Consider the following 26349-nt stretch of genomic DNA (forward strand, 5'->3'; position numbering starts at 1 on the left):
AGGATTTGGAAAGGGTTTTGAGGGCCCGGAGAGCGAGCAAAGATTGCGCAAAGCGGCTGCAAATCGCTATGCTGATCGGCCATTTTCCAATGGTAGCGAAGGCAAGAACCGCTCTCCAGCAGGCCGGTTATCATCACTAAAAAATTAACAACCTGCCTTTTTATCACAACCCCGCTACCAAAAAAACACGCTGACTAGACTAGAGGCACGCCCATGAATAGAGGTCTTCACCAGCCCGGCGAGTTTCGCGACAACTGTGGCTTTGGCCTGATTGCCCATATGGAAGGGCAGGCCAGTCACGACCTGTTGAAAACCGCGATCGAGTCCCTTACCTGCATGACGCACCGGGGGGGTATCGCTGCTGACGGTAAAACTGGCGATGGCTGCGGGCTGTTGCTCAAAATGCCCACTCACTTCATGCAGGCTGTGGCCAAGGATGCCTTGGGCGTCGAGCTGGGCGAGCGTTTTGCCGTTGGGGTTGTGTTCCTGCCCGATGATGACAAACGGGCCGCGCTCGGGCGCGACACCCTTGAAGACGCGCTCAAGGCACGGGGCCTGAACGTGATCGGCTGGCGCGATGTACCCACCGACTCCAGCGTGTGCGGGCCGATGTCGCTCGATTGTCTGCCGCGTATCAAGCAGGTGTTCGTAGAACCGGGCAGCGGTGAGCACTTTGACGTTGACCTCTTCATGGCGCGCCGCTATGCCGAACAGGCGATGCGCGACGACGAAGACTTTTATGTCGCTTCGCTGTCGTCTGAAGTGGTGTCGTATAAAGGGCTGGTGATGCCCGAAGACCTGCCTGCTTTCTATACAGACCTTAACGACCCGCGTCTGGAAACCGCCATTTGCGTCTTCCACCAGCGTTTCTCGACCAATACCGCACCGCGCTGGCCGCTTGCCCAACCGTTCCGCCTGCTGGCGCACAACGGCGAGATCAACACCATTCAAGCCAACCGCGGTTGGGCAAACTCGCGTAAAGCGAACTTCGTTAACGAGCGCCTGCCGGATATCGCCGAGCTGGATGAAATCGTCAACACCACCGGATCTGATTCCTCCAGCATGGACAACATGCTGGAAGTGCTGCTCACCGGTGGCATGGAGCTGCACCGCGCGGTGCGCATGATGGTACCGCCAGCGTGGCAGAACGTCGAAACCATGGACGCCGAGCTGCGCGGTTTCTACGAATACAACTCCATGCACATGGAGCCGTGGGATGGCCCGGCGGGCGTGGTAATGACCGACGGTCGCCAGGCAGTGTGCATGCTTGACCGCAACGGCCTGCGCCCGGCGCGCTGGGTGATTACCAAGAATGGCTATATCACCCTGGCGTCGGAAATCGGTACCTACGGCTACAAGCCGGAAGACGTGGTAGCGAAAGGCCGCGTGGGCCCCGGCCAAATGCTGGCAGTGGATACCCATACCGGTGAGGTGCTGCATACCGAGGACATCGACAATCGTCTGAAGTCGGCGTATCCGTACAAGCGCTGGCTGAAGCAGGAAGCCAACTACCTGGAATCGGCTCTCACGGAACTTGCGCGCTTCCAGAACATGGACGGCAATGCGCTGAACGTGCAGCAGAAAATGTTCCAGGTCAGCTTCGAAGAGCGCGACCAGGTGCTGCGTCCATTGGCTGAAAGTGGTCAGGAGGCGGTAGGTTCCATGGGCGATGATACGCCCATGGCGGTGCTGTCCAGCCGTCCACGGCTGCTGACGGATTACTTCCGCCAGAAGTTTGCCCAGGTGACCAACCCGGCTATCGATCCGCTGCGTGAAGCGATTGTCATGTCGCTCGAAACCTGTTGCGGCGCCGAGCTGAATGTCTTCAAAGCGACCCCGGAGCATGCCCACCGGCTGATTTTGACCACGCCGGTGCTGTCGCCGCGCAAATTTACAGCCCTGATCAGTCAGGATGATCCAGCGTTTGCCAGTCATACCCTGTCGCTTGGCTATGACCCTGAGCAGCAGTCGCTCAAACAGGCGCTGACGGCGCTGTGCCGGGAAGCCGAAGCGCAGGTAAGGGCCGGTAAAGTCCTGATGGTGTTGAGCGATGCCGACTTGCCCAAAGGCATGCTGCCGATTCAGGCCGTCCTGGCGGTAGGGGCGGTTCATACTCATCTGGGCCGACTCGCCCTGCGTCCCAATGCCAATATTGTGGTCGAGACCGGCTACGCCCGGGATGCCCACCAGATGGCCGTGCTTTTCGGCGTGGGTGCGACGGCTGTCTACCCATGGCTTGCCTATCAGGTGATGGCGGATATGCACCGCACCGGTGAGCTGACCGGTAATCCGGCAGACGCACGGGAAAACTACCGTAAAGGCCTACAGAAGGGGCTGTTCAAGATCCTCTCCAAGATGGGCATCTCGACCCTGGCGTCTTACCGCGGTTCGATGCTGTTTGAAGCTGTCGGCCTTGACGACGACATTATGCAGATGTGCTTTCCGGGCATGGCGTCGCGTATCCAGGGGACCGGCTTTAGCGAGCTGCAAATGCAGCAGGCAATGCTGGCCAAAGACGCCTGGATTCCGCGCAAGGGCATCACTCAGGGCGGCTTGTTCAAGTACGTTCATAACCACGAGTATCACGCTTACAACCCTGACGTGGTGATGACGCTTCAGGCCGCCGTGCAGGAAGGCAGCTACGCCAAGTGGAAGAAATTCGCCCAACTGGTCAACGAGCGGCCGGTGGCGACAATTCGCGACCTGTTGGCCCTCAAGCCCGCCGAAACGCCGATCCCCCTGGACGACGTCGAGCCGGTTGAAGACCTGCTGCCGCGCTTTGATAGCGCGGGGATGTCGCTGGGCGCGTTGTCGCCGGAGGCTCATGAAGCGCTGGCCCAGGCGATGAACGAGGAGGGCGGCCGCTCCAACTCCGGCGAGGGTGGCGAAGACCCGGCGCGCTACGGCACGATTCGCAGCTCGAAAATCAAGCAGATTGCTTCGGGCCGTTTTGGCGTGACGCCTCACTACCTGGTCAATGCGGAAGTCCTGCAGATCAAGGTTGCCCAGGGCGCCAAGCCCGGCGAGGGTGGACAGCTGCCTGGCGGCAAGGTCAATCAGCTGATTGCGCGGCTGCGCTATTCGGTGCCCGGCGTGACGCTGATTTCACCGCCGCCACACCACGACATCTACTCGATCGAAGACCTGGCGCAGCTGATCTTTGACCTCAAGCAGGTCAATCCGGACGCCCAGGTTTCAGTGAAGCTGGTTTCCGAGCCGGGTATCGGCACGATCGCGACGGGTGTTGCCAAGGCCTATGCTGACCTGATTACCGTGTCTGGCTATGATGGCGGCACGGCCGCAAGCCCGCTGACATCGATCAAACACGCCGGGTCACCCTGGGAGTTGGGGCTGCCTGAGGTTCATCAGGCACTGCGTATCAACAGTCTGCGCGACAAGATTCGCCTGCAAACCGACGGCGGCTTGAAGACCGGGCTGGATGTGGTCAAGGCGGCAATTCTGGGGGCGGAGAGCTTCGGCTTTGGTACCGCGCCGATGGTCGCGCTGGGCTGTAAATACCTGCGCATCTGCCACTTGAACAACTGTGCCACCGGCGTCGCCACCCAGGACGACTTCCTGCGTGGCGAGCACTTCCGCGGCACCGTGGACATGGTCAAGAACTACTTCCGCTTTATTGCCGAAGAAGTGCGTGAACTGATGGCTATGCTTGGCGTGACCAAGCTTACCGATCTGATCGGCCGTACCGACTTGCTCGAGGTCCTGGAAGGCAATACCGCGTCCCAGCGCAAGCTTGATTTGACGCCGCTGCTGACAAACGACTTTGTGCCCGCTGATGCGCCTCAATTCTGTAAGGTGAGCCGTAACGTGCCTCACGATCCCGGTGCCAAGAACCAGGAAGTGTTGGCGGCATTGAAAGACGCTATTGAAAACCAGTCGGGTGGCGAGTTTGATTTCACCATTACCAACTGTGACCGCAGTGTCGCCGCGCTGACATCGGGCGCGATTGCCAAGCGCTACGGTGAAGAAGGCCTTGAAAACGCGCCGATCACCGCACGCTTTACCGGCGTCGCTGGGCAGAGCTTCGGGGTGTGGAACGCCCGTGGCCTGAACCTGTATCTCGAAGGCGACGCTAACGACTACGTGGGTAAAGGCATGAACGGCGGCAGCATCGTGATTGTGCCACCGAAAGTCAGTGAATTTGAAAGCCATAAAACGGCGATTATCGGCAACACCTGCCTGTATGGCGCGACCGGCGGTACGCTGTTTGCGGCGGGTACGGCGGGTGAGCGTTTCGGGGTACGTAACTCCGGGGCAACGGCCGTGATCGAAGGCGCAGGCGACCACTGCTGCGAATACATGACCGGCGGCTTGGTCTGCGTCCTCGGCAAGACCGGTGTGAACTTTGGCGCCGGCATGACGGGCGGGTTTGCCTATGTGCTGGATGAAGATCGCACCTTCGTGGACAAGTACAACCATGAACTGGTCGAAATTCACCGTGTTAACACCGAAGTGATGGAGGCGTATCGTCGCCACCTACGCGAAATGATTGAGGCCTACGTAGCAGCGACAGGATCAGCACGTGGGGCGGCTATTTTGGAAGACTTCAGCGACTACGCGCGTCACTTCTGGCTGGTAAAGCCCAAGGCAGCAAGCCTGGGTAGCCTGCTGGATCAGTCTCGGCGTCAGCCGGAATAACCGTTTTGTGCCCCTATCGCTGACAGGAGAGAGATCATGGCCAACCGTTTGAATAACGATTTCCAGTTTGTGGATGTGGGTCGTCAGGACCCGCAGAAAAAAGATGCGCGTAAGCGCGCCAAAGAATTTGCTGAAATCTACGAGCCGTACAAGCCCACCGATGCGGCCAGCCAGGCACACCGCTGCCTGCACTGTGGTAATCCGTACTGCGAGTGGAAGTGCCCAGTGCACAACTACATTCCCAACTGGCTGCAGCTGGTGGTGGAAGGCAACATTATCGAAGCCGCTGAGCTTTCGCACAAAACCAACTCGCTGCCCGAAGTGTGTGGCCGCGTGTGCCCGCAGGACCGCCTGTGCGAAGGCGACTGCACGCTCAACGACGGCTTTGGCGCGGTGACCATTGGATCGATCGAGAAGTACATTACTGACACGGCCTTTGCCATGGGTTGGCGTCCGGATATGTCCCAGGTGACCTGGACGGACAAGAAAGTGGCGATTGTGGGTGCGGGGCCTGCGGGCCTTGGCTGCGCCGATATCCTGGCGCGCAACGGCGTCAAGCCGGTGGTGTTCGACAAGTACCCTGAAATCGGTGGCTTGTTAACCTTCGGCATTCCCGAGTTCAAGCTTGAAAAGAACGTCATGGAGCGCCGTCGTGCGGTCTTTGAAGAGATGGGCGTCGAGTTCCGGTTGAATACCGAGATCGGTACCGACATCGAGTTTGAAACGCTACTTCAGGACTACGATGCCGTTTTCCTGGGCATGGGTACCTATAAGTACATGGAAGGCGGTTTCCCAGGCGAAGACCTACCGGGTGTCTATAAAGCGCTCGACTTCCTGATTGCCAACGTCAACCGTTGTCTGGGCTTTGAAAAAGACCCCAACGATTACATTTCCATGGAAGGCAAGCGCGTGGTGGTGCTGGGCGGTGGTGATACGGCGATGGACTGCAACCGCACCTCGATTCGTCAGGGGGCTGCCAGCGTCACCTGCGCCTATCGTCGCGATGAAGAGAACATGCCGGGGTCGCGCAAGGAGGTTGCCAACGCACGTGAAGAGGGCGTCGAGTTCCTGTTCAACCGTCAGCCGGTCGCCGTGGTCGGCGAAGACAAGGTCGAAGGTGTGAAGGTGGTGCGCACCCGTCTGGGCGAACCCGACGAAAACGGTCGTCAGCGTCCTGAGGTTGTCCCAGGCTCGGAGGAGATTGTCGCCGCTGATGCGGTGGTGGTTGCTTTCGGCTTTCAGGCAAGCCCTGCGCCGTGGTTCGACCCGGCCAATATCCAGGTGGACGAGCGCGACCGTGTGAAAGCGCCTGAGCATGGCCAGTACGCCTTCCAGACCAGCAACGAGAAAATCTTTGCCGGCGGCGATATGGTGCGCGGCTCAGACCTGGTGGTCACCGCCATCTACGAAGGCCGTCAGGCAGCAGAAGGCATGCTGGATTACCTGGGCGTTTAATTCGTCTTTACCCCAACTGAGTGGGGCCGAGTTGGCCCCGCGACTACCCCGGCATCAGGCCATCGCGAGGGCGCTGTGAACCCATCCCTGGGCGCTACTTTCGCCATCTGACCGCCAAGGACGGCGGAAATGCCGGAAAAGTAGGGAACATTTTTCCGGCCATGGCGAAAGACCCTCGCTTAGGCCTGATCCCGGCGTCGCTAGGTGCATCGATCCATTGGTTATCTTCGGCAGTTCAAATTGAGCCTTAGGTCGTACTCTGCTATTCTGTCGTCCCATCCTGGTGTGGCTTTCTGCTGTGCCTTCTGATCACGTTTCGACAGGTTTTTCATGACACGATATATCTTCGTGACCGGCGGCGTTGTGTCCTCTCTTGGCAAGGGCATCGCGTCGGCCTCGCTGGCGGCCATCCTCGAGGCACGCGGCCTTAAGGTCACCATGCTCAAGCTCGACCCCTACATCAACGTCGACCCGGGCACCATGAGTCCCTTCCAGCATGGCGAGGTATTTGTCACCGAGGATGGTGCCGAAACCGACCTGGACCTTGGCCACTACGAACGCTTTATTCGTACCAAAATGACCCAGGGCAACAACTTCACCACCGGCCGTGTCTACGAGCACGTGCTGCGCAAAGAACGCCGTGGTGACTACCTGGGCGGGACCGTTCAGGTCATCCCGCATATCACCGACGAAATCAAGCAGCGCGTCTACGCCGGTGGTGAAGGCTTCGACGTGGCGCTGGTCGAAATCGGCGGTACGGTCGGCGATATTGAGTCGCTCCCCTTCCTGGAATCGATCCGCCAGATTCGCAGCGAACAGGGCGCCAACCGCGCGCTGTTCATGCACCTGACGCTGGTGCCTTATATCAAGACGGCCGGCGAGACCAAAACCAAGCCGACTCAGCACAGCGTCAAGGAACTGCGCTCCATCGGTATCCAGCCGGATATCCTGATCTGCCGTAGCGAAGTTGAGCTTGAAGAGAGCGAGCGGCGCAAGATTGCCTTGTTCACCAACGTGGAAGAACGTGCGGTCGTGCCGCTGCAGGATGCCGACACCATCTACCGTATTCCGCTGATGCTCCACGAGCATGGCCTGGACGATATCGTCTGTGACAAGTTGCGCCTGGAAGCTGGCCCGGCGGATCTTTCCGAGTGGGTGAAGGTGCTGGATGCCAAGCTCAACCCGCTGAAGTCGGTCAGCATCGCCATGGTCGGCAAGTACATGGAATTGCTCGACGCCTACAAATCGCTTAACGAAGCGCTGATTCATGCCGGCATCCAGGGGCGCATCAAGGTTAATATCGACTTCGTCGACTCTGAAGATATCGAGCGCCATGGTACTGAACGGCTGGCCGGTAAAGATGCCATCCTAGTCCCGGGTGGCTTTGGTGAGCGCGGCGTTGAAGGCAAGATCATGACCGCCCAGTTTGCCCGTGAAAACGACGTGCCGTATCTAGGGATTTGTTTAGGCATGCAGGTGGCCGTGATCGAGTTTGCGCGTCATGTGGCGGGCTGGACGGATGCCAATTCCACCGAGTTCACTCACGATACCCAGCATCCTGTTGTCGGCCTGATTACCGAGTGGATTAACGCAGAAGGCAAAATTGAGCTGCGCGACGCAGCTTCCGACCTGGGTGGCACCATGCGACTGGGCGGCCAGGTATGCCGCCTCGCGTCGGGCAGTAAGGCACGTGAAGCCTATGGCGCTGATGAAATCGTCGAGCGCCACCGCCACCGTTTCGAGGTCAATAACCAGTTTATCGACGAACTGGAAAAGGCTGGGCTGGTGATTTCAGGCAAGAGTGTCGACCAGTCGCTGGTGGAAATGATCGAACTGGCTGACCACCCCTGGTATGTCGCCTGCCAATTCCACCCGGAATTCACCTCGACACCGCGCGATGGCCATCCGTTGTTCTCGGGCTTTATCAATGCCGCCGTGGAACACAAAGCCGCGCGAGCGCGTGCCCACGCTGCACCTCAGGAATAATCGCACTTCAGGGATAACAGGGGGAAGCATGGCTTCTCAAGAGACATTCCAAGAGCACCATATCGACGTTGCCGGCCTTACCGCCGGCAATTCTTTGCCACTGATGCTGCTGGGGGGGATGAACGTCCTCGAGTCAGCTGAGCTAGCTGATGAAGTGGCCGAGACCTACGTCAAGGTGACACAAAAGCTGGGCATGCCCTACGTCTACAAGGCGAGTTTCGATAAGGCCAACCGCAGCTCGATCCACTCGTACCGTGGGCCGGGGCTGGAAAAAGGCCTGCAGATTCTGGCGGACATAAAAGCCCGCCACGGGGTGCCGGTGATTACCGACGTCCACGAGCCCTGGCAGGCCGCACCGGCAGCCGAAGTGGCCGATATTATCCAGTTGCCAGCGTTTCTTGCGCGCCAGACCGACCTGGTCGTAGCCATGGCCAAGACGGGGGCGGCGATCAATATCAAGAAGCCGCAATTTTTGGCGCCGCATGAAATGCGTCATATCCTTGCCAAGTTCCGGGAAGCCGGTAATGACCGCCTGATGCTCTGCGAGCGCGGCACCAGTTTTGGCTACAACAACCTGGTTGTGGATATGCTGGGCTTGGGCGATATGAAGCAAACCGGGTCGCCGGTGTTTTTCGACGTGACTCACGCCCTACAACGCCCGGGTGGACGTGCCGACAGCGCCGACGGGCGCCGTGCCCAGGTAGCGGAATTGGCCCGCGCGGGCGTCGCGGTGGGCTTGGCAGGGCTGTTTCTGGAAGCGCACCCCGACCCGGACAATGCCAAGTGCGATGGTCCCTGCGCCTTGCCGCTGGATCAGTTGGAGCCGTTTCTGACTCAGCTCGCGCAGCTGGATGCGCTGGTGAAAGGCTTTGCGCCGCTGTCCATTCGCTGATCGCAGCGCAAAACGTGCTACGTTAACCCTCCATTAGACCGACAACTAAGGACACTGTCATGACCAAAATCGTTGATATCCGTGCGTTGGAAGTACTCGATTCACGCGGTAACCCCACCGTTCAGGCAACCGTTCGCCTGGCAAGCGGTGCCGTAGGCGACGCCTGTGCCCCAAGCGGCGCCTCTACCGGCTCGCGGGAAGCGCTCGAACTGCGTGATGGCGACAAGGCGCGCTACCTCGGCAAGGGTGTGCTCAAAGCAGTGGACGCGGTCAATGGCAAGATCCGTGAGGCATTGCTGGGCATGGACGCGCGCGACCAGCGTGGCCTGGACGACGCGATGCTGGCACTGGACGGCACGGATAACAAAGCCAACCTGGGCGCCAACGCCATTCTGGCCGTATCGCTTGCGGCTGCCAAAGCCGCCGCCAATGCCAAGGGCGTGCCGCTCTACGCGCATATTGCCGAGCTATACGGCCAGCCTGGTCAGTACCGCATGCCGGTGCCGATGATGAACATCCTCAACGGCGGCGAGCACGCGGATAACAATGTCGATATCCAGGAATTCATGGTCCAGCCGGTAGGTGCGCCCAACTTCCGCGAAGGCCTGCGCATGGGCGCGGAAATTTTCCACGCGCTGAAAAAGGTACTGTCGGCCAAAGGGCTTTCCACCTCAGTGGGCGATGAAGGCGGTTTCGCCCCTAACCTGGCGTCCAACGCGGACGCGCTGGCCATCATCAAGCAGGCCGTTGCCGATGCGGGCTACTCGCTGGGCAGCGATGTGACGCTGGCACTGGACTGTGCGTCTTCCGAATTCTACAAAGACGGTCAGTACAATCTTTCCGGTGAAGGCAAAAGCTACGACGCAGAAGGGTTTGCCGACTACCTGGCAGGCCTGTGTGCGGACTACCCGATCGTGTCCATTGAAGACGGCATGGATGAGTCTGACTGGGACGGCTGGAAAGCGTTGACCGATAAACTGGGCGATAAGGTCCAACTGGTTGGTGATGACTTGTTCGTGACCAACACCAAAATCCTCAAGCGCGGTATCGACGAGCAGATCGGTAACTCGATTCTGATCAAGTTCAACCAGATCGGTTCGCTGTCGGAAACGCTGGATGCCATCAAGATGGCCCAGGACGCGGGCTTTACCGCGGTGATTTCCCACCGCAGCGGTGAGACCGAAGATACCACTATCGCCGATCTGGCCGTGGGCACCTGCGCCGGCCAGATTAAAACCGGTTCGCTGTGCCGCAGTGACCGCGTTGCCAAATACAACCGCCTGCTCGTTATCGAGGATGAACTGGGCGACGTCAGCTACCCGGGTATCAAAGCGATTAAAGGTCAATAAGGCAAGAAATGGCAGCGGCTTTGTAAGAGATGTCTCAAGATTTTGTAAGAGATCTCTTACAAATGCCGTCGAAAATCGCTCGAGAGGTGTAAGAAAAACAGAAATTTCCCGCTAATTATAATTTAAGCTACTGTTTTTAATTGCTTTTTGAAAAAGGGTGGACCGTCATGGTCTACCCTTTGTCGTTTTGGACCGCCTTGTGGTGTCAGGCGGTTCTGCCACAATGCTCATCAAGGACAAGGGGGACAAGGATGTTCCCCAGGCAGGATGCAACGGGATGCAGGTTGGTGCGCTGGGTGAAACAGCGATGTAAGCCCCGGCAAGGACAGCACCAAAGGAAGTTGACACAGGGAGTGGTCAAGAGGAAGTGCTTGGAGCGGGCGGCCTACGAGCCGCCTTTTTTTTGCCCGCATGGCGGCACTATTAATATACAAGGCTAGTTAATACAAAAGGCCACTAGAGCTAAGATCAGTAGATATAAAAAAACCAGCGTATTGGCTGGTTTTAATCAGATCGTCATTCACAGTGTCGTTGAATGGCTTAGCGTTCCAGCTTTTCCAGCTTGCCGCTTTTTCCATCCCACTCCTCGGCATCGGGTAGCGGGTCTTTCTTCTCGGCAATGTTGGGCCACACTTCAGACAGCTCCGCGTTGATTTCAATAAACTGCTCTTGTCCTTCAGGCAGTTCATCCTCCGAAAATATCGCCTCGGCAGGGCATTCCGGCTCGCACAGCGCACAGTCGATACACTCGTCCGGGTGGATCACCAGGAAATTGGGCCCTTCATAAAAGCAGTCGACCGGGCAGACTTCGACACAGTCGGTGTATTTACATTGGATGCAGTTCTCGGTAACGACAAACGTCATCTTGCTATCCCTCTTGCGGGACCAAGGGGACGCCCTTGGTCGTGGTCAATCGTGAATGGTTATAAATCAGCCGTTTTTTATAAGCTAAAAAGTATGGGCGACATTCTAGAGGTGCCCTAACGCCGCGGCAAGCGCCGTGGCGTTGTTCTGTTACGCGAATTTAAAGCAGCTCGCGCCATTGATATAACAGCGACAGTGCCTCACGTGGCGATAAGCCATCCACATCAGCGTTTTCCAACGCTTCCACCACCGGGTGAGGCGCGCTGGCAAACAAATCATTCTGCTGAGGCGCGGCCGTGTGAGACAGCGGCATGTGTCGCTGTTCCTCAACATCGCGCTGCTCCAAGGCAACCAGCTTTTCACGCGCCCGCTGGATGACCTGGCTGGGCACCCCTGCCAGCTGGGCGACCTGCAACCCGTAACTCTGGCTGGCGGGCCCTGACTCGATACGATGCATGAAGACAATATTGTCGCCGTGCTCGGTAGCGGTTAAGTGAATATTGGCCACGCCATCAGCCTGGTCGGGCAGTCCGGTCATTTCAAAGTAGTGGGTCGCGAAGAGCGTCAAGGCGCGGGCACTGGCCAGGTGCTCGGCGCTTGCCCAGGCCAGCGACAGGCCGTCAAAGGTGCTGGTGCCACGGCCGATCTCGTCCATCAACACCAGGCTGTGCTCGGTGGCATTGTGCAGGATATTGGCGGTCTCGGTCATTTCGACCATGAAGGTCGAACGCCCGCCGGCCAGGTCATCCGAAGAGCCGATGCGGGTAAAGATCCGGTCGACGGGGCCTATTTCGGCGGCGTCCGCCGGGACAAAACTGCCGCTGTGTGCCAATAGCGCAATTAGCGCGGTTTGGCGCATATAGGTCGACTTACCGCCCATGTTGGGGCCGGTGATAATCAGCATGTGCTGCTCGGGGGTGAGCGTGACATCGTTGGGCACGAAGGGGTGATCGCTCACCTGCTCGACCACAGGGTGACGCCCGGCGTGGATGGTCAGGCCGGTGGCCTCCACCAAGGTCGGGCGTACCCAGTTGAGTGCCTCGGCGCGTTCGGCGAAGGCGCACAGCACGTCCAGCTCAGCCAGCGCCTGGGAAGTCCGCTGCAGCGCGTTGAGCTCCACGTTCAACTCGTTGAGCAACTGGTCGTAGAGCCACTTTTCCCGGGTTAGCGCACGGGATTTCGCCGACAGCGCTTTATCTTCGAACTCTTTAAGCTCAGGGATGATAAACCGCTCGGCATTTTTCAGCGTCTGGCGGCGAATATAGTCGGCTGGCGCCTGCTGGGCCTGGGCGCGAGGCAGTTCGATAAAGTAGCCATGCACGCGGTTATAGCCGACCTTCAGGTTGGCAAGGCCGGTGCGCTCGCGCTCGCGCTGTTCCAGTTGGACCAGATAGTCGCCGGCGTTCTCGGCCAGGCCGCGGTGTTCATCCAGCTCAGCGTCGTACCCTTGGGCGATAACGCCGCCGTCGCGGATTACCACCGGCGGATTGTCGATCAGCGCCCGCTGGAGAGTATCGGCTATCTCCGGGTAGGGGCGAATGTGCGGGCGCAGGCTATCCAGCAGGCTGCCGTTTTCGACCTGGCCTAGCTGCTGTTCCAGTGTAGGCAGGGTGGCCAGGGCATCGCGCAGGCGTGCCAGGTCGCGCGGGCGGGCACTGTAAAGCGCCACCCGGGCGAGAATGCGCTCAACGTCACCCACGTCGCTCAGGGTTTCGCGGATGGCCAGGTAATTGGCGTCCAGGCTTAATAGCGCCACGCCTGCCTGGCGACCCTGGATGACGTCGCGCTGACGCAGCGGCCGGTTCAGCCAGCGCTTGAGAAGCCGTGAGCCCATCGCCGTGGTGCAGGTATCCAAAACGCTTGCCAGGGTGTTGTCAGTCCCGCCCCCCAGGTTGATATCGATTTCCAGATTGCGTCGGCTGGCGGCATCAATCACCACCGCATCGTCGCGGTTCTCGACGCTGATGGCCGTCACATGGGGCAGGCGTGAGCGCTGGGTATCCCGTGCGTAGTCGATCAGTACGCCGGCGGCGACCAGCGCGGTGTTCAAATGGGCGCAGCCAAAGCCGCGTAAATCCTGCACTTCGAACTGGTCGCACAGACTGCGGTTCGCGCTCTGCAAATCAAACAGCCATTCGCCCTGGCGGCGCAGGCCGCGAGTCTGCGACCATGCATCGGGAAGGGTAAGGCTTTCGGGGATCAGTAGCTCAGCGGGCGACAGGCGCGTCAGTTCGGCCAGCATCTCAGCTTCACTGTCGACTTCCAGCACGCTAACCGACTGACCGCGCTGGGTCAGGGTGATATCCAGCAGCGCAGCGGCGCGCTTGGCATCGTCGAAAAACAGCTCGTAAAAGTCCCCCATTCGGTAAAACAGCAGTACCTCAGGGTGCTCGCGTTTGATCTTCATGTATTGCGCGATCATTGGCGTGTGCGCGGGGCTGGCCTGTGACATGGGCGTCCTAATTGAGCGGGGCGCAAGCGCGTGGAACTTGCTGCCTGTTCTTTGAGCAACTGAAACGCAGTATTCTACGCTGAACTGACGATGCACATGAAGGAGCGACGATGTCACCCAGTGTCTCAAGCTTGATGAATCTGGATTTATCCCTGCTAGCCCAGCGTTTGGGGCGTCTTTGCCAAAAGGCGCAGCTGGAAGTGACCGCGGCGGAGTCGTGCACCGGTGGTGGGATTGCCAGTGCGATCACCTCCGTGGCGGGCAGTTCGGCGTATTTTACGACGGGCTATGTGACCTACGCCAATGCGGCCAAGACGCGCCTCTTGGGCGTGCCGGAAGCCACGCTGAGCACCCACGGTGCGGTCAGTGATGCCGTGGTCAAGGCCATGGTGGCCGGGGCCTGCCGGGAAAGCGGTGCGGGACTTGCGGTGGCCGTCAGCGGTGTGGCAGGCCCTGATGGTGGTAGCGAGGACAAGCCCGTGGGCACCGTCTGGCTGGCGTGGGGCAATGCGGACGACCAGCAAGCCGAGCGGTTTGTATTCCCCGGTGACCGTCAGGCCGTTCGTGAACAGGCCGTGCGCCAGGCGCTGGCAGGCCTGATAGTGCGCCTGGCGGAAAAAGTGGGCGATAGCAGCGCGAAATAATCGCGAGAAACGCTGGCTGAGGATTTGTTTAGTGGCTAATCTTTGGCATACTACTGGCTAATTATACAGCTTACGAAGAGGATTGACTGAATGGCTCAGGATGATAATCGCACCAAGGCGCTCAACGCTGCGCTAAGCCAGATTGATCGCCAGTTTGGTAAAGGCACGGTCATGCGGCTGGGTGATGCCCCGCGCGTGGTCATGCCGTCGGTGTCCACCGGTTCGCTGGGTTTGGATATTGCCCTCGGTATTGGCGGCCTGCCGTATGGTCGGGTAGCTGAAATTTTCGGCCCGGAGTCCTCGGGTAAGACGACCCTGACCCTGTCGGTGATTGCGCAAGCCCAGAAACAGGGCAAAGTCTGCGCGTTCGTGGATGCCGAGCATGCGCTCGACCCAAGCTACGCAGAAAAGCTGGGCGTTAATCTGGACGACCTGCTGGTGTCTCAGCCGGATACCGGCGAACAGGCACTCGAAATCACCGATATGCTGGTGCGGTCTGGCGGTGTCGATGTGATCGTGATCGACTCGGTGGCGGCGCTGACCCCACGAGCTGAAATCGAAGGCGAAATGGGCGACGCCCACGTTGGCCTGCAGGCACGTTTGATGTCGCAAGCGTTACGCAAGATCAGTGGCAATATCAAGAATGCCAACTGCTTGGTGGTGTTCATCAACCAGATCCGCATGAAGATTGGCGTGATGTTCGGTAGCCCCGAAACCACCACCGGCGGTAACGCGCTGAAGTTTTACTCAAGCGTGCGGCTGGACATTCGACGCACCGGGTCGGTGAAAGTTGGCGACGAGGTCACCGGTAACGAAACCCGCGTTAAAGTGGTCAAGAACAAGGTGGCACCGCCGTTCCGTCAGGCCGAATTCCAGATTCTCTACGGCAAAGGCATCTACCACGCCGGCGAAGTCGTCGACCTGGGCGTGCAGCAGAACCTGGTGGACAAAGCCGGTGCCTGGTACAGCTACAAGGGTAAAAAGATCGGCCAGGGCAAGGCCAATGCGGCCCAGTACCTGGAAGAACACCCTGACGTCATGGAAGAGATCGAAAGCCAGATTCGCGCTCAACTGCTTGCCCAGCCTGAGCCGAAGAAAGAAGAGGCTGCCAAGGCGTCTGCCAAGACGGAAGAAGCCGCTGACGCGAACGCCGAAGACGATCTGCTCTAATCCGCGAGCGTTATTATGTTGTCATCGTCTCACCAAGCCACCCCGCGCGAGGTGGCTATCCAACTGCTCGCGAGGCGCGAATACTCGCGCACCGAGCTGGCGCGTAAGCTGGAACACAAGGCGTTTGCTGCTGAGGATATCGACGCCTGCCTGGACGCCCTGGTCGAGCAGGGCTTGCAGTCGGATGAGCGATTTGCCGAAAGTTTTATCCGTTCGCGAGTGAATCGAGGGCAGGGCGTCATTCGCATTAAAGGTGAGTTACGCCAGCGCGGTATCGACCAGGAAATCGCCACGGCAGCGTTTTCGACCGTCGAGGAACGCGAGGACGTCGACTGGTTTGAGCTGGCCCGCGACACCCTGGCGCGGCGCTTCTCCTCGCCTGGCGCCACCCCTAAAGAGCGTGCCAAACGCGAGCGCTTTCTGGCGATGCGAGGATTTGATTTTGACCAGATTCGCTATGCGCTAGATGGCTTGTAGCCTGTTTCATTGCTCGATTAACCCTTCTTTCAGGTGCGTCTGCCACTAACTGCGGCTTTAGTCGTTTGACAACTGCGCTATAATGGCGTCTTTGCGACCCCAGCGGGTAGCGGCGACAGCGCCCTGGGGCATCACGCTTTATTGTTACGGATACCCTATGAAGAGCGCAGAGATCAGACAGGCCTTTCTATCCTTCTTCGAAGAACAGGGGCACACTATTGTGCCCACGAGTTCGCTAGTGCCAGGCAACGACCCGACGCTATTGTTTACCAATGCGGGCATGGTGCCGTTCAAAGACGTTTTTCTGGGCCGCGACCCGCGTCCCTACGTGCGTGCCACCTCAGCACAGCGTTGTGTTCGCGCGGGTGGCAAGCATAACGATCTGGATAACGTCGGCTATACCGCGCGCCACCATACCTTTTTTGAGATGCTCGGCAACTTCAGCTTTGGTGACTACTTCAAGCGTGATGCCATTCGGTTCGCCTGGACCTTTCTTACCGAGACCCTGGGTTTGCCCAAGGACAAGCTGTGGGTAACGGTACACATCAGCGACGACGAAGCCGAGCGCATCTGGAAAGATGAGATCGGTATTGATCCTGAACGCTTTTCCAAGCTCGACGAAGATAACTTCTGGCAGATGGGCGATACCGGCCCCTGTGGCCCCAGCTCTGAAATCTTCTTCGACCACGGTCCCGAAGTCTGGGGTGGCCCGCCGGGAAGCCCGGAAGAAGACGGCGACCGCTACATCGAAATCTGGAACCTGGTGTTCATGCAGTTCGACCGCGACGCCGAGGGGACGCTTAACCCGCTGCCCAAGCCGTCCATCGATACCGGTATGGGCCTGGAGCGGGTAGCGGCCGTCATGCAGGGCGTGCACTCGAACTATGAAATCGATCTGTTCCAGAACCTGCTCCAGGCCGCCGCCAGCGCCACTGGCTACGCGGATACCACCGCGCCTTCCTTGCGAGTGATCGCCGACCACATCCGTTCCTGCGCGTTCTTGATTGCCGATGACGTACTGCCGTCCAATGAGGGGCGTGGCTATGTGCTGCGTCGGATCATCCGTCGGGCGATTCGCCATGGCCACAAACTGGGCGCAACGGAGCCGTTCTTTCATAAGCTGGTTGATGCGCTCGATGCGGAAATGGGCGATGCCTACCCCGAACTGCGCGACGCACGCGAACAGATCACCCGTGTCCTGCTCAAGGAAGAGGAGCAGTTTGCGCGTACGCTGGACCACGGCATGGGCCTGTTAAGCGCAGCACTCGATGACCTGAAAGGCGATGTGTTGCCAGGCGAGACGGTGTTCAAGCTCTATGACACCTACGGATTCCCTTACGATTTGACCGCCGATGTGTGCCGCGAACGCGAGGTCACTCTGGATGAAGAGGGCTTCCAGCGTGAACTGGAAGCCCAGCGCGAGCGCGCCCGCGCGGCCAGCCAGTTTGGTGCCGATTACAGCGCTTCCATCGAGCTTGACGGCGAAACCACCTTTACCGGCTACGACCGCCTGGAAGACCAGTCCAACGTGACCGCCCTGGTGGATACCGAAGGCAACGAACTGGCGGCACTTGAAGCCGGGCAGAAAGGCGTTGTCGTGCTCGACCGCACGCCCTTTTACGGTGAATCGGGCGGCCAAGTCGGCGATACCGGTTACCTGTATGTCGACGGTGGGCGGTTCCAGGTCACCGACACCCAGAAGCAAAGCGGTCATCACCTTCATCAGGGGATCATGGTCGAGGGCACGATGACTGTCGGGGCCAAGGTGCGCGGCGAGGTGGATGCCAGCCTGCGCACGGCCACCATCCGTAATCACTCGGCGACCCACCTGCTGCATAAAGCGCTACGCATGGTGTTGGGCGACCATGTTCAGCAGAAAGGCTCACTGGTTAATGCTGAGCGCCTGCGTTTTGACTTTAGCCATTTCGAGCCCATGACCGCCGAGCAGTTGGCCGAAGTGGAGCGGCTGGTCAACGAACAGATCCTGGCCAACGCGCCGACCAAAATCGAGCAAATGAGCCTGGATCAGGCCAAGGCCAAAGGGGCCGCAGCGCTGTTCGAGGCCAAGTACGCCGATAACGTCCGCGTGCTGACCATCGGCGCCGATGACTTCTCGATTGAACTGTGCGGCGGTACCCACGTGGCGCGCAGCGGCGATATCGGTTGTTGCCACCTGGTCAGCGAAGCAGGCATTGCCTCAGGGGTGCGCCGCATCGAAGCGATTACCGGTGAAAATGCCCTGGCGTATTTCCTTGAACAGGAAGCCCGTGTCCAGCGACTGGGCGAGCGGTTGAAGACCAAGCCCGAGCAGGTTGAGGCGCGCGTCGAAGGGCTGGTCGAGCGAAATCGCAGCCTGGAAAAAGAGCTTGAGCAACTCAAGGCCAAGCTCGCCAGCGCCGCCGGTAGTGACATGCTCAGCCAGTCGCAGGACGTTAACGGCGTCAAATTGCTGGCGACCCAACTGGACGGCGTATCGGGTAAAGAGCTGCGCGGTGTTCTCGACCAGCTCAAGAACAAGCTGGGCTCGGGTGTGATCATTCTTGGCGTTGCCGATGCTGACGCTGGCAAGGTCAGCCTGATTGCTGGCGTCACCAAAGACCTCACCGACCGGGTTAAAGCGGGTGAGTTGGTTAACCACGTCGCCTCTCAGGTAGGCGGCAAGGGGGGCGGCCGCCCAGATATGGCCCAGGCAGGGGGAAGTCAGCCCGACGCCCTTCCCGCTGCGCTGAAAAGCGTACCGGCATGGTTGGAAAACACGCTTAGCTAAATAAACAGGCCGGTGGCATTATTTGCTATCGGCTTTTTTTATACATGTCCAAACCAGATATTTCCAAACCATACATTTCCAAACCATAGGAAAACGGCATATGGCATTATACGTACAGAAGTTTGGCGGTACCTCGGTGGGTTCTGTCGAGCGTATCAAGGCCGTGGCGGAAAAGGTCAAAGGTTTCCGCGACCAGGGCCATCAGGTCGTCGTCGTCGTCTCCGCGATGAGCGGGGAGACCAATCGTCTGACCGACATGGCCCAAGCGCTCAACGACGACCCCGCCCCGCGCGAGATGGACATGCTGTTGTCGACCGGCGAGCAGGTGACGATTTCCCTGTTGGCGATGGCGCTACAGCAGGCAGGTGTGGCGGCAACGTCGCATACCGGTGCGCAAGTCGGTATTCACACCGACAGCGCCTATACCAAGGCCCGCATCCAGCGCATCGAAACCGAAGACTTGAGAGCCGATCTGGACGCCGGTCAGGTTGTTGTGGTGGCGGGCTTCCAGGGCGTGGATGATGACGGCAATATCACCACGCTGGGTCGTGGCGGCTCAGATACCACCGGCGTGGCGCTGGCGGCAGCACTGGGCGCCGATGAGTGCCAGATCTATACCGACGTCGACGGCGTGTACACCACCGACCCCCGCGTCTGTTCCAGGGCGCAGCGTCTGGAAAACATTACCGTTGAAGAAATGCTCGAGCTGTCAAGCCTGGGCTCAAAGATACTGCAAATTCGCGCGGTCGAGTTTGCCGGCAAATACAACGTTCCCCTGCGGGTGCTGTCGAGCTTTGAAGACGGCCCCGGTACCCTAATTGTTGCTGAAGCAGACAAAGACGAGGATTCCATGGAAGAACCGCTGATCTCCGGTATCGCCTTTACCAAAAACGAAGCCAAGCTAACCCTGCTCAACACGCCTGACGTGCCGGGTGTTGCCTCGCGTATTCTGGGACCGATCGCTGACGCCAATATCGAAGTCGACATGATCGTTCAGAACGTGGCCCCGGCAGGCGACTACACCGACTTCACGTTTACCGTGGCCAAAGGTGATTACAAGGCTACCAAAAAGCTGCTTGAAGAGACGGTGATTCCAGGCCTGGGCGGCGGTGAATTACGTGGTGACGACAACATCGCGAAAGTATCGCTGGTGGGTGTCGGTATGCGTTCCCACGCGGGCGTGGCCTCTAAAATGTTTCGCGTGCTGGCTGACGAAAACGTTAATATCCGTATGGTTTCGACCTCCGAGATTAAAATTTCGGTGGTGATTGACGAGAAGCATATGGAGCTGGCCGTGAATGCCTTGCACAAAGCATTCGGCCTGGATAAGTCAGATATCGAATCTGAGTAACATTAACGCCTTATACCTTCTACGCTGAAGGGTACTTGCTGCCGTGTGGTGGTGAGCTTTCTTTCAACGGGAGGTTAAGGTGTCATGGAGCCGGTGCCTTTGGTGGCAGGGGGTACCATGCCGCATAATGGCATGGTACCGCTGCCGGCGGACACATCCCGTTGTATCAAACGTCTGAGAAGGAGATCAGCCATGCTCATCCTAACCCGCCGTGTCGGCGAAACCCTGATGATAGGGGATGAAATCACCGTCACCGTACTAGGTGTGAAGGGTAACCAGGTTCGTATCGGCGTTAATGCGCCAAAAGACGTGGCGGTTCACCGTGAAGAAATTTACCAGCGTATTCAGCGCGAACGAAGCGGTGAAAGTGAAGCCGAATGAGCGCAGGTAGACGGTGCAATAACGCTGCGAAATACGCGTAAGGTAAGGTCGGCGCGAAAAAAATCCGTGCAGGGCTGGACAACTTTCCGCCAAATCGGTAATATTCGCGCCGTGCCGTTAAGGAGAGGTGGCCGAGTGGCTGAAGGCGCTCCCCTGCTAAGGGAGTATAGGGTTTATAGCCCTATCGAGGGTTCGAATCCCTCTCTCTCCGCCAGCCGCACATCAAGGTATGCGCCCGTAGCTCAGCTGGATAGAGTATCTGACTACGAATCAGAGGGTCGGAGGTTCGAATCCTCCCGGGCGCGCCACCTTTTTAGATTTTGTTTTGATGACATTGCATACGTGGAATAGCATCCACGCGCCCGTAGCTCAGCTGGATAGAGTATCTGACTACGAATCAGAGGGTCGGAGGTTCGAATCCTCCCGGGCGCGCCAGATTCCAAACCCGTCCTTTTTCAAGGGCGGGTTTTCTGCTTTCTAGTCAGGCTCAAGCGTCTCGCGTTTGAGCCTCGTGCTCGTTTGGCGCCCCACTTAACGGTAGGGCGCTTTTTTTTATGCCGGTTCGGCCATCCGGGTTGGTAGCACAAGGCTTTCAAGCAAGGTGTCCAGGTCGGTAATCCGTTTGACGCGCTGAAAGTGAAGGTTAGCCTCCGCATTACCCTGCCGCATCTGCGCAAGCCATTGTTTGACGAGCGAGACCACCACTTTCTTCGGCAACTGTTGGCGCTGACGGTACGCGTATTGCTTGAGAACGCTGGCGCGCATTGACCAGGTGGTGTCGGCCAGGCGCTCGCCGGTGTGTTGCCAGTGTCGTATTCTAGGCGCCAGCCAGGGATCGGCCAGGGCGCTGCGCCCCAGCATGACGTCGCGGCATCCCGATAGCGTGCGCGCTTTCCAGTAATCTTCCAGGGACCAGATATCGCCGTTGGCCACCACCGGCAGTGAAACACGGTGTCGAATCTTGGCGATCCATTCCCAGTGGGCTGGTGGTCGATAGCCTTCGTCGCGGGTACGCCCGTGGACAACGAGCCGGGCGGCGCCGCCGGCTTCAGTGGCCTGGGCGCAGGCAACGGCCAGGCGGCGGTCAGAAAACCCCAGGCGGATTTTTGCCGTGACGGGAATTTCGCCGTCAAGGGCGTCAGCAACCGCTTTCACGGCCTGGTAAACGCGCTCAGGCTGTCGCAGAAGCGATGCGCCGCCGTCGTGACGGTTGACGAGTTTGGCAGGACAGCCGAAATTAAGATCAATGCTGCGCGCCCCGAGTGTCAGGGCCTGCCGGGCATTGGCGGCGAGAGCCATCGGGTCGGCGCCCAGGAGCTGCAGATGGACAGGAATACCGCTGGGCGTGGCAACCTGTTTGTGGGCGAGTTCAGGGCAGTGTTTGTAAAACACCCGAGGCGGCAAGCGGGCATCGACGACACGCACAAATTCCGTCACCGTCCAGTCAAACCCAGGCGTGACCGTCAGCAGTTCGCGTGTGACTGCATCGATCACACCCTCCATGGGGGCTAGTCCAATTTCGCCTTTATGTAGTAAATTAACAACCATGACTTACACCATCGCGCCATTGCATTCTTCAGGGGGTGTGGCAGGTTAGTGTATTCCCAGCATTGCGCCAAGCGTCAATGAACAGTCGCGTGGATGATCTTATCCGCTACTAATAAGGAGAAGCCTTATGCAAGACCCAGAGTTATTACAGGAAGGCCTGGGGCTTATGGCGTTGGGTATGGGGTTTGTGTTTGTTTTTCTTGCAATTTTGGTCCTTTCGCTGACGTTGATGTCAGGCATTATTCGGCGGTTTCAACCTGCCCCCGCGCCGGTTGCCCCTGGTGCTAATACCAAGTCCAAGCCCCCAGTAAAAGGCCAAGACGATGAAACGCTCGCCGTGATCAGTGCTGCAGTGCATCGTTATCGCTCGAAAAGACGTCGTTAACTTTCATCTTTTGTCGGGGCGCTTCGCGCAAACCGGATAATTTTTTGTTATTTTTACTACAAATAAACATTCCTTGATGACGAGCCAAGCCATGAACGAAACAAAAAGACCACTAGGCATTACCGATGTCGTGCTGCGCGACGCCCATCAGTCGTTATTTGCTACCCGATTACGGTTGGCCGATATGCTGCCGATTGCCGAAAAGCTGGATAAGGTCGGCTATTGGTCGCTGGAAACCTGGGGCGGTGCGACCTTCGACGCCTGCATTCGCTATTTGGGCGAAGATCCTTGGGAGCGCATCAGAGCGCTCAAGGAAGCGATGCCCAATACCCCCCAGGCCATGCTGCTGCGCGGCCAGAACCTGCTGGGCTATCGCCATTACGCCGACGATGTAGTGGATAAATTCGTCGAGCGCGCCAAAACCAACGGTGTCGATGTGTTTCGCGTCTTTGACGCGATGAACGACCCGCGCAACCTGGAGCGTGCCATCAAAGCGGTTCGCCAGGTGGGCGGTCATGCGCAGGGCACTATTTCCTACACGGTCAGTCCGGTACATACCCTGGATAGCTGGGTCGACCTCGCCAAGACCATTGCGGCCATGGGTGCGGATTCGTTGGCTATCAAGGATATGGCGGGTCTACTCACGCCCTACACCGCGTTTGAACTGGTCTCGCGCCTTAAGAAAGAGCTGTCGATTCCCGTCCATCTGCACTGTCACGCCACCACGGGGCTTTCCACCGCGACCATTCTCAAGGCGGTCGAGGCAGGCATCGATAACGTCGATACCGCCATTTCGTCGATGTCGATGACCTACGGTCATAGCCCCACCGAGTCGGTCGTGGCGATGCTCAAGGATACCGACCGCGATACTGGGCTCGACCTTGAACTGCTGGAAGACATCGCCAGCTACTTCCGAGGCGTGCGCAAGAAGTACGCTGCGTTTGAAGGCTCGCTGCGGGGTATCGACTCGCGGATTCTGATCGCCCAGGTGCCCGGCGGCATGCTGACCAATATGGAAGGCCAGCTCAAGGAGCAGGGGGCGGGCGATAAGCTCGACGATGTTCTCACCGAAATCCCCCGCGTACGCGAAGACCTGGGCTTTATTCCGTTGGTCACGCCGACCTCGCAGATTGTGGGTACCCAGGCCGTGATGAACGTCATGATGGGTGAGCGCTACCAGTCGATTTCCAAGGAAGTCCAGGCGCTGCTCAAGGGCGAATACGGCGCCGCACCCGCGCCCTTTAACAGCGAGCTGCAACAGCGTGTGCTGGAGGGGGGCGAGCCGATTACCTGCCGCCCGGCGGATAATCTTTCGCCGGAAATGGAAAGGCTGTCCAGCGAGTTGAAAGACAAGGCAAACGCTGACGGCATCCGCCTGGCCGAGGGCGAGCAAGAGATTGACGATGTGCTGACCTACGCCTTGTTCCCGCAAATCGGCCTCAAGTTTCTCAACAACCGCGACAACCCCGAGGCGTTTGAGCCTGAGCCCAAGACAGCCGAGCCGGAAAGCGCCAAGGTTCCGGCAAAAACGGAAAGCAGAGCGCCTGCAGCCAGTAGCGGCCCGGAAACCTATACCGTCAAGCTCAACGGCAAGGCGTTTGTCGTCGAAGTCGCCGAGGGTGGCGACATCAGCAATGTGCAGGAGCAAACAGGTGCCAGTGCCGCCGCTCCCAAAGAAGAAGCACCGGCGCCCAGCGGCGAGGCGATCACCGCCCCGCTCGCCGGCAACATCTTCAAGGTCAATGTGCGCCCGGGCGACCAGGTGGCCGAGGGCGACGTGGTGATCATTCTTGAAGCGATGAAAATGGAAACCGAAGTGCGTGCCAGCAGTGCCGGAACCGTTTCGGCTGTTAGCGTCAGTGAGGGCGACAGCGTTGTCGTTGGCGATACGCTGATCGAACTTTAAGGACCCCCACATGGATAAATTACTTACCCTATGGCAAGGCTCCGGGCTTTATAACCTGGAGTTGGGCCAAGCTGTGATGGTGGTGGCGGGCCTTCTACTGCTTTATCTCGCCATCTACAAGAAGTTTGAGCCATTGCTGCTGGTGCCGATTGGCTTTGGTGGCATTCTCGCCAATATCCCGGAAGCTGGTTTGGCGCTGTCCGCTCTGGATCAAGCGATTGAGGTGGGCCGGCCTGCCGTGCTGGAGCAACTCGCATCAACGCTGGGTGGCAGCCTGGACAGTCAGGCAAGTATCGAGAGCTGGCGTACGAGCCTTGAACAAATGGTGGCCAATGGTGCGTCGGCCGAGCAGCTTGCTACAGCGGAAGCCGTGGCCAAAGGGTCGGGTTATGGCGATGGCTTGCTGTACATGTTTTACACCGTGGCGATTACCTCAGGCATTGCACCGCTGATTATCTTCATGGGCGTTGGCGCCATGACCGATTTTGGCCCGCTGCTGGCGAACCCGAGAACGCTATTTCTCGGCGCCGCCGCGCAGTTCGGGATCTTTGCCACGCTTTTCGGTGCCGTACTGCTTTCATCGATGGGCTGGATGGATTTCTCGCTCAACCAGGCGGCCGCCATCGGCATTATCGGTGGTGCAGATGGCCCGACCTCGATCTACGTATCGAGCATGCTGGCCCCTGAACTGCTGGGTGCCATTGCGGTGGCGGCCTACGCCTACATGGCGCTGGTGCCACTGATTCAGCCCCCGATCATGCGTCTTCTGACCTCCAAGAAAGAACGCGAAATCACCATGACGCAGCTGCGCCCGGTGTCGAAACTCGAGAAAATCGTGTTCCCGCTGCTGCTGTTGATTCTGGTGGCGCTGTTTCTGCCCGATGCGGCACCGCTGCTGGGGATGTTCTGCTTTGGCAACCTGATGCGCGAATGTGGCGTGGTTGAGCGGTTAAGCGATACGGCGCAAAACTCCCTGATCAACATCGTGACGATCATGCTCGGGCTTGCGGTGGGCTCCAAGCTGATGGCCGACAGCTTCCTGTCGATCGAAACGCTGGGCATCATGGCGCTGGGGATCATCGCCTTTGGGATTGGGACCACGGCAGGGGTGCTGATGGCCAAGTTGATGAACTTGGTGAGCAAAATGCCGATCAACCCGTTGATTGGCGCGGCAGGCGTTTCAGCGGTGCCCATGGCGGCACGCGTTGCCAACAAGGTGGGGCTTGAGTCCAATCCGCATAACTTCCTGCTGATGCACGCCATGGGGCCCAATGTAGCCGGGGTGATCGGCTCGGCGGTGGCCGCGGGGGTAATGATCAAGTACCTGGGTTAACAGCAGTAAAATTAAAAGCACTGAAGACTGAAGTTGAAAGCACTGGAACTGAAGTGCCACTTCACAGCAAAACGGCCGAACCTTCTAAAGGGCGGCCGTTTTTTATCCTCAGGCAGTGATGGCCTGGGCGGAGATGGACTGCTTGAGGCGGCTCTCCAGTGGCGTTAAGTCAAGCTCGCAATCACTCGGCCAGCCGATGGTCAGCGCCACGCCATTGCCGTCATACTCGGCGCTAATCACGGGAATGGCTTGGTCGTCGCACCACCCGCGGGCGATGGATTCGTCGGCGAAGGAGAAACATACCCGGTAGTGAACGCGTTGGATAACTTCCCGGGTGACAAGAGTGTCGAGTGCCTTGTTCACCGCTTGGGCATACGCTCGCGCTAGGCCGCCGGTACCCAATTTGGTGCCGCCAAAGTAGCGGATGACCACACAGCCGATCTCGCCGAGCTGACTACCTTGAAGCGTGTGAAACATGGGGCGGCCGGCGGTACCGCCGGGCTCGCCGTCATCGGAAAAGCCGATGCGCTGCTGCTCGCCCGGGGCGCCGGCAATGTAGGCCAGGCAGTGGTGGCTCGAATTAGGGTGTGCCTGTTTGGCCGCCGTTAACAATGCCTCCACGGCGTCCATCTCAGGGGTATGGGCTATCCAGGCAATGAAACGGCTCTTTTCAACCTCGATCTCGTCAATATGCCAAGTGCCTGGCGGCAGTTGGGGTACGCGATAGCGCATG

General features: G+C 58.8%; 18 protein-coding genes and 3 tRNA genes. 17 read left to right on the forward strand and 4 right to left on the reverse strand.

The window, feature by feature from the left end:
• Positions 1 to 213: 213 nt before the first annotated feature.
• The 5 genes from gltB to eno all read left to right on the forward strand — a co-directional run bounded on the left by gltB (position 214) and on the right by eno (position 10338).
• Positions 214 to 4656, forward strand: a complete 4443-nt coding sequence (gltB, locus tag HXW73_RS03560) for a glutamate synthase large subunit (RefSeq protein WP_186254933.1) — start codon at positions 214 to 216, stop codon at positions 4654 to 4656.
• A gap of 36 nt (positions 4657 to 4692) precedes the next feature.
• Positions 4693 to 6111 (forward strand): FAD-dependent oxidoreductase, encoded by a 1419-nt coding sequence (locus tag HXW73_RS03565; RefSeq protein WP_186254934.1) that lies wholly within the window; start codon positions 4693 to 4695, stop codon positions 6109 to 6111.
• Positions 6112 to 6441: 330 nt separating this feature from the next.
• On the forward strand, positions 6442 to 8097 hold the full coding sequence (locus tag HXW73_RS03570) for a CTP synthase (RefSeq protein WP_186254935.1): 1656 nt from the start codon (positions 6442 to 6444) through the stop codon (positions 8095 to 8097).
• A 28-nt stretch (positions 8098 to 8125) separates the two neighbouring features.
• Positions 8126 to 8989 carry a 3-deoxy-8-phosphooctulonate synthase gene (gene kdsA, locus HXW73_RS03575; RefSeq protein WP_186254936.1) on the forward strand — a complete coding sequence of 288 codons (864 nt, stop codon included), beginning with the start codon at positions 8126 to 8128 and terminating at the stop codon, positions 8987 to 8989.
• A gap of 59 nt (positions 8990 to 9048) precedes the next feature.
• Entirely contained in the window at positions 9049 to 10338 is a 1290-nt protein-coding gene (gene eno / locus HXW73_RS03580) for a phosphopyruvate hydratase (RefSeq protein WP_186254937.1), read from the forward strand.
• A gap of 540 nt (positions 10339 to 10878) precedes the next feature.
• Here eno and fdxA read toward each other — a convergent pair.
• Positions 10879 to 11202 carry a ferredoxin FdxA gene (gene fdxA / locus HXW73_RS03585; RefSeq protein ID WP_092829671.1) on the reverse strand — a complete coding sequence of 108 codons (324 nt, stop codon included), beginning with the start codon at positions 11200 to 11202 and terminating at the stop codon, positions 10879 to 10881.
• Positions 11203 to 11362: 160 nt separating this feature from the next.
• On the reverse strand, positions 11363 to 13654 hold the full coding sequence (gene mutS, locus HXW73_RS03590) for a DNA mismatch repair protein MutS (protein ID WP_186254938.1): 2292 nt from the start codon (positions 13652 to 13654) through the stop codon (positions 11363 to 11365).
• Between the two features lie 110 nt (positions 13655 to 13764).
• Between mutS and HXW73_RS03595 the strand changes: the two genes are divergently transcribed.
• The 9 genes from HXW73_RS03595 (at position 13765) to HXW73_RS03635 (ending at position 20879) form a co-directional block, all read left to right on the forward strand.
• The gene (locus tag HXW73_RS03595; RefSeq protein WP_186254939.1) at positions 13765 to 14298 is read left to right on the forward strand and encodes a CinA family protein; all 534 of its coding nucleotides are present in this window, start codon (positions 13765 to 13767) and stop codon (positions 14296 to 14298) included.
• Between the two features lie 90 nt (positions 14299 to 14388).
• Positions 14389 to 15468 (forward strand): recombinase RecA, encoded by a 1080-nt coding sequence (recA, locus tag HXW73_RS03600; RefSeq protein WP_186254940.1) that lies wholly within the window; start codon positions 14389 to 14391, stop codon positions 15466 to 15468.
• A 15-nt stretch (positions 15469 to 15483) separates the two neighbouring features.
• Positions 15484 to 15945: a regulatory protein RecX gene (locus HXW73_RS03605; RefSeq protein WP_186254941.1), complete on the forward strand. Its 462-nt coding sequence runs from the start codon at positions 15484 to 15486 to the stop codon at positions 15943 to 15945.
• A gap of 157 nt (positions 15946 to 16102) precedes the next feature.
• On the forward strand, positions 16103 to 18712 hold the full coding sequence (alaS, locus tag HXW73_RS03610) for an alanine--tRNA ligase (protein WP_186254942.1): 2610 nt from the start codon (positions 16103 to 16105) through the stop codon (positions 18710 to 18712).
• 100 nt (positions 18713 to 18812) lie between these two features.
• On the forward strand, positions 18813 to 20063 hold the full coding sequence (locus HXW73_RS03615; protein ID WP_186254943.1) for an aspartate kinase: 1251 nt from the start codon (positions 18813 to 18815) through the stop codon (positions 20061 to 20063).
• A gap of 192 nt (positions 20064 to 20255) precedes the next feature.
• On the forward strand, positions 20256 to 20444 hold the full coding sequence (gene csrA / locus HXW73_RS03620) for a carbon storage regulator CsrA (RefSeq protein WP_066321318.1): 189 nt from the start codon (positions 20256 to 20258) through the stop codon (positions 20442 to 20444).
• A gap of 121 nt (positions 20445 to 20565) precedes the next feature.
• A tRNA-Ser gene (locus HXW73_RS03625) sits at positions 20566 to 20658 on the forward strand.
• A gap of 17 nt (positions 20659 to 20675) precedes the next feature.
• Positions 20676 to 20752: transfer RNA gene (locus tag HXW73_RS03630), tRNA-Arg, on the forward strand.
• A gap of 50 nt (positions 20753 to 20802) precedes the next feature.
• Positions 20803 to 20879, forward strand: a tRNA-Arg gene (locus tag HXW73_RS03635).
• Positions 20880 to 20996: 117 nt separating this feature from the next.
• Here HXW73_RS03635 and HXW73_RS03640 read toward each other — a convergent pair.
• Entirely contained in the window at positions 20997 to 21947 is a 951-nt protein-coding gene (locus tag HXW73_RS03640; RefSeq protein ID WP_186255898.1) for a tRNA dihydrouridine synthase, read from the reverse strand.
• A 172-nt stretch (positions 21948 to 22119) separates the two neighbouring features.
• Here HXW73_RS03640 and HXW73_RS03645 point away from each other — a divergent pair, with 172 nt between their 5' ends.
• The 3 genes from HXW73_RS03645 to HXW73_RS03655 all read left to right on the forward strand — a co-directional run bounded on the left by HXW73_RS03645 (position 22120) and on the right by HXW73_RS03655 (position 25616).
• Positions 22120 to 22377, forward strand: a complete 258-nt coding sequence (locus HXW73_RS03645; protein WP_186254944.1) for an OadG family protein — start codon at positions 22120 to 22122, stop codon at positions 22375 to 22377.
• A 91-nt stretch (positions 22378 to 22468) separates the two neighbouring features.
• Complete coding sequence (gene oadA / locus HXW73_RS03650; protein WP_186254945.1) at positions 22469 to 24283, forward strand: sodium-extruding oxaloacetate decarboxylase subunit alpha; 1815 nt, start codon at positions 22469 to 22471, stop codon at positions 24281 to 24283.
• 10 nt (positions 24284 to 24293) lie between these two features.
• On the forward strand, positions 24294 to 25616 hold the full coding sequence (locus HXW73_RS03655) for a sodium ion-translocating decarboxylase subunit beta (protein WP_186254946.1): 1323 nt from the start codon (positions 24294 to 24296) through the stop codon (positions 25614 to 25616).
• A gap of 108 nt (positions 25617 to 25724) precedes the next feature.
• Here HXW73_RS03655 and HXW73_RS03660 read toward each other — a convergent pair whose 3' ends face one another.
• Complete coding sequence (locus HXW73_RS03660) at positions 25725 to 26348, reverse strand: IMPACT family protein (RefSeq protein ID WP_186254947.1); 624 nt, start codon at positions 26346 to 26348, stop codon at positions 25725 to 25727.
• Position 26349: the final 1 nt, after the last annotated feature.

The organism is Halomonas sp. SH5A2, assembly GCF_014263395.1.
Taxonomy (GTDB): Bacteria; Pseudomonadota; Gammaproteobacteria; order Pseudomonadales; family Halomonadaceae; genus Vreelandella.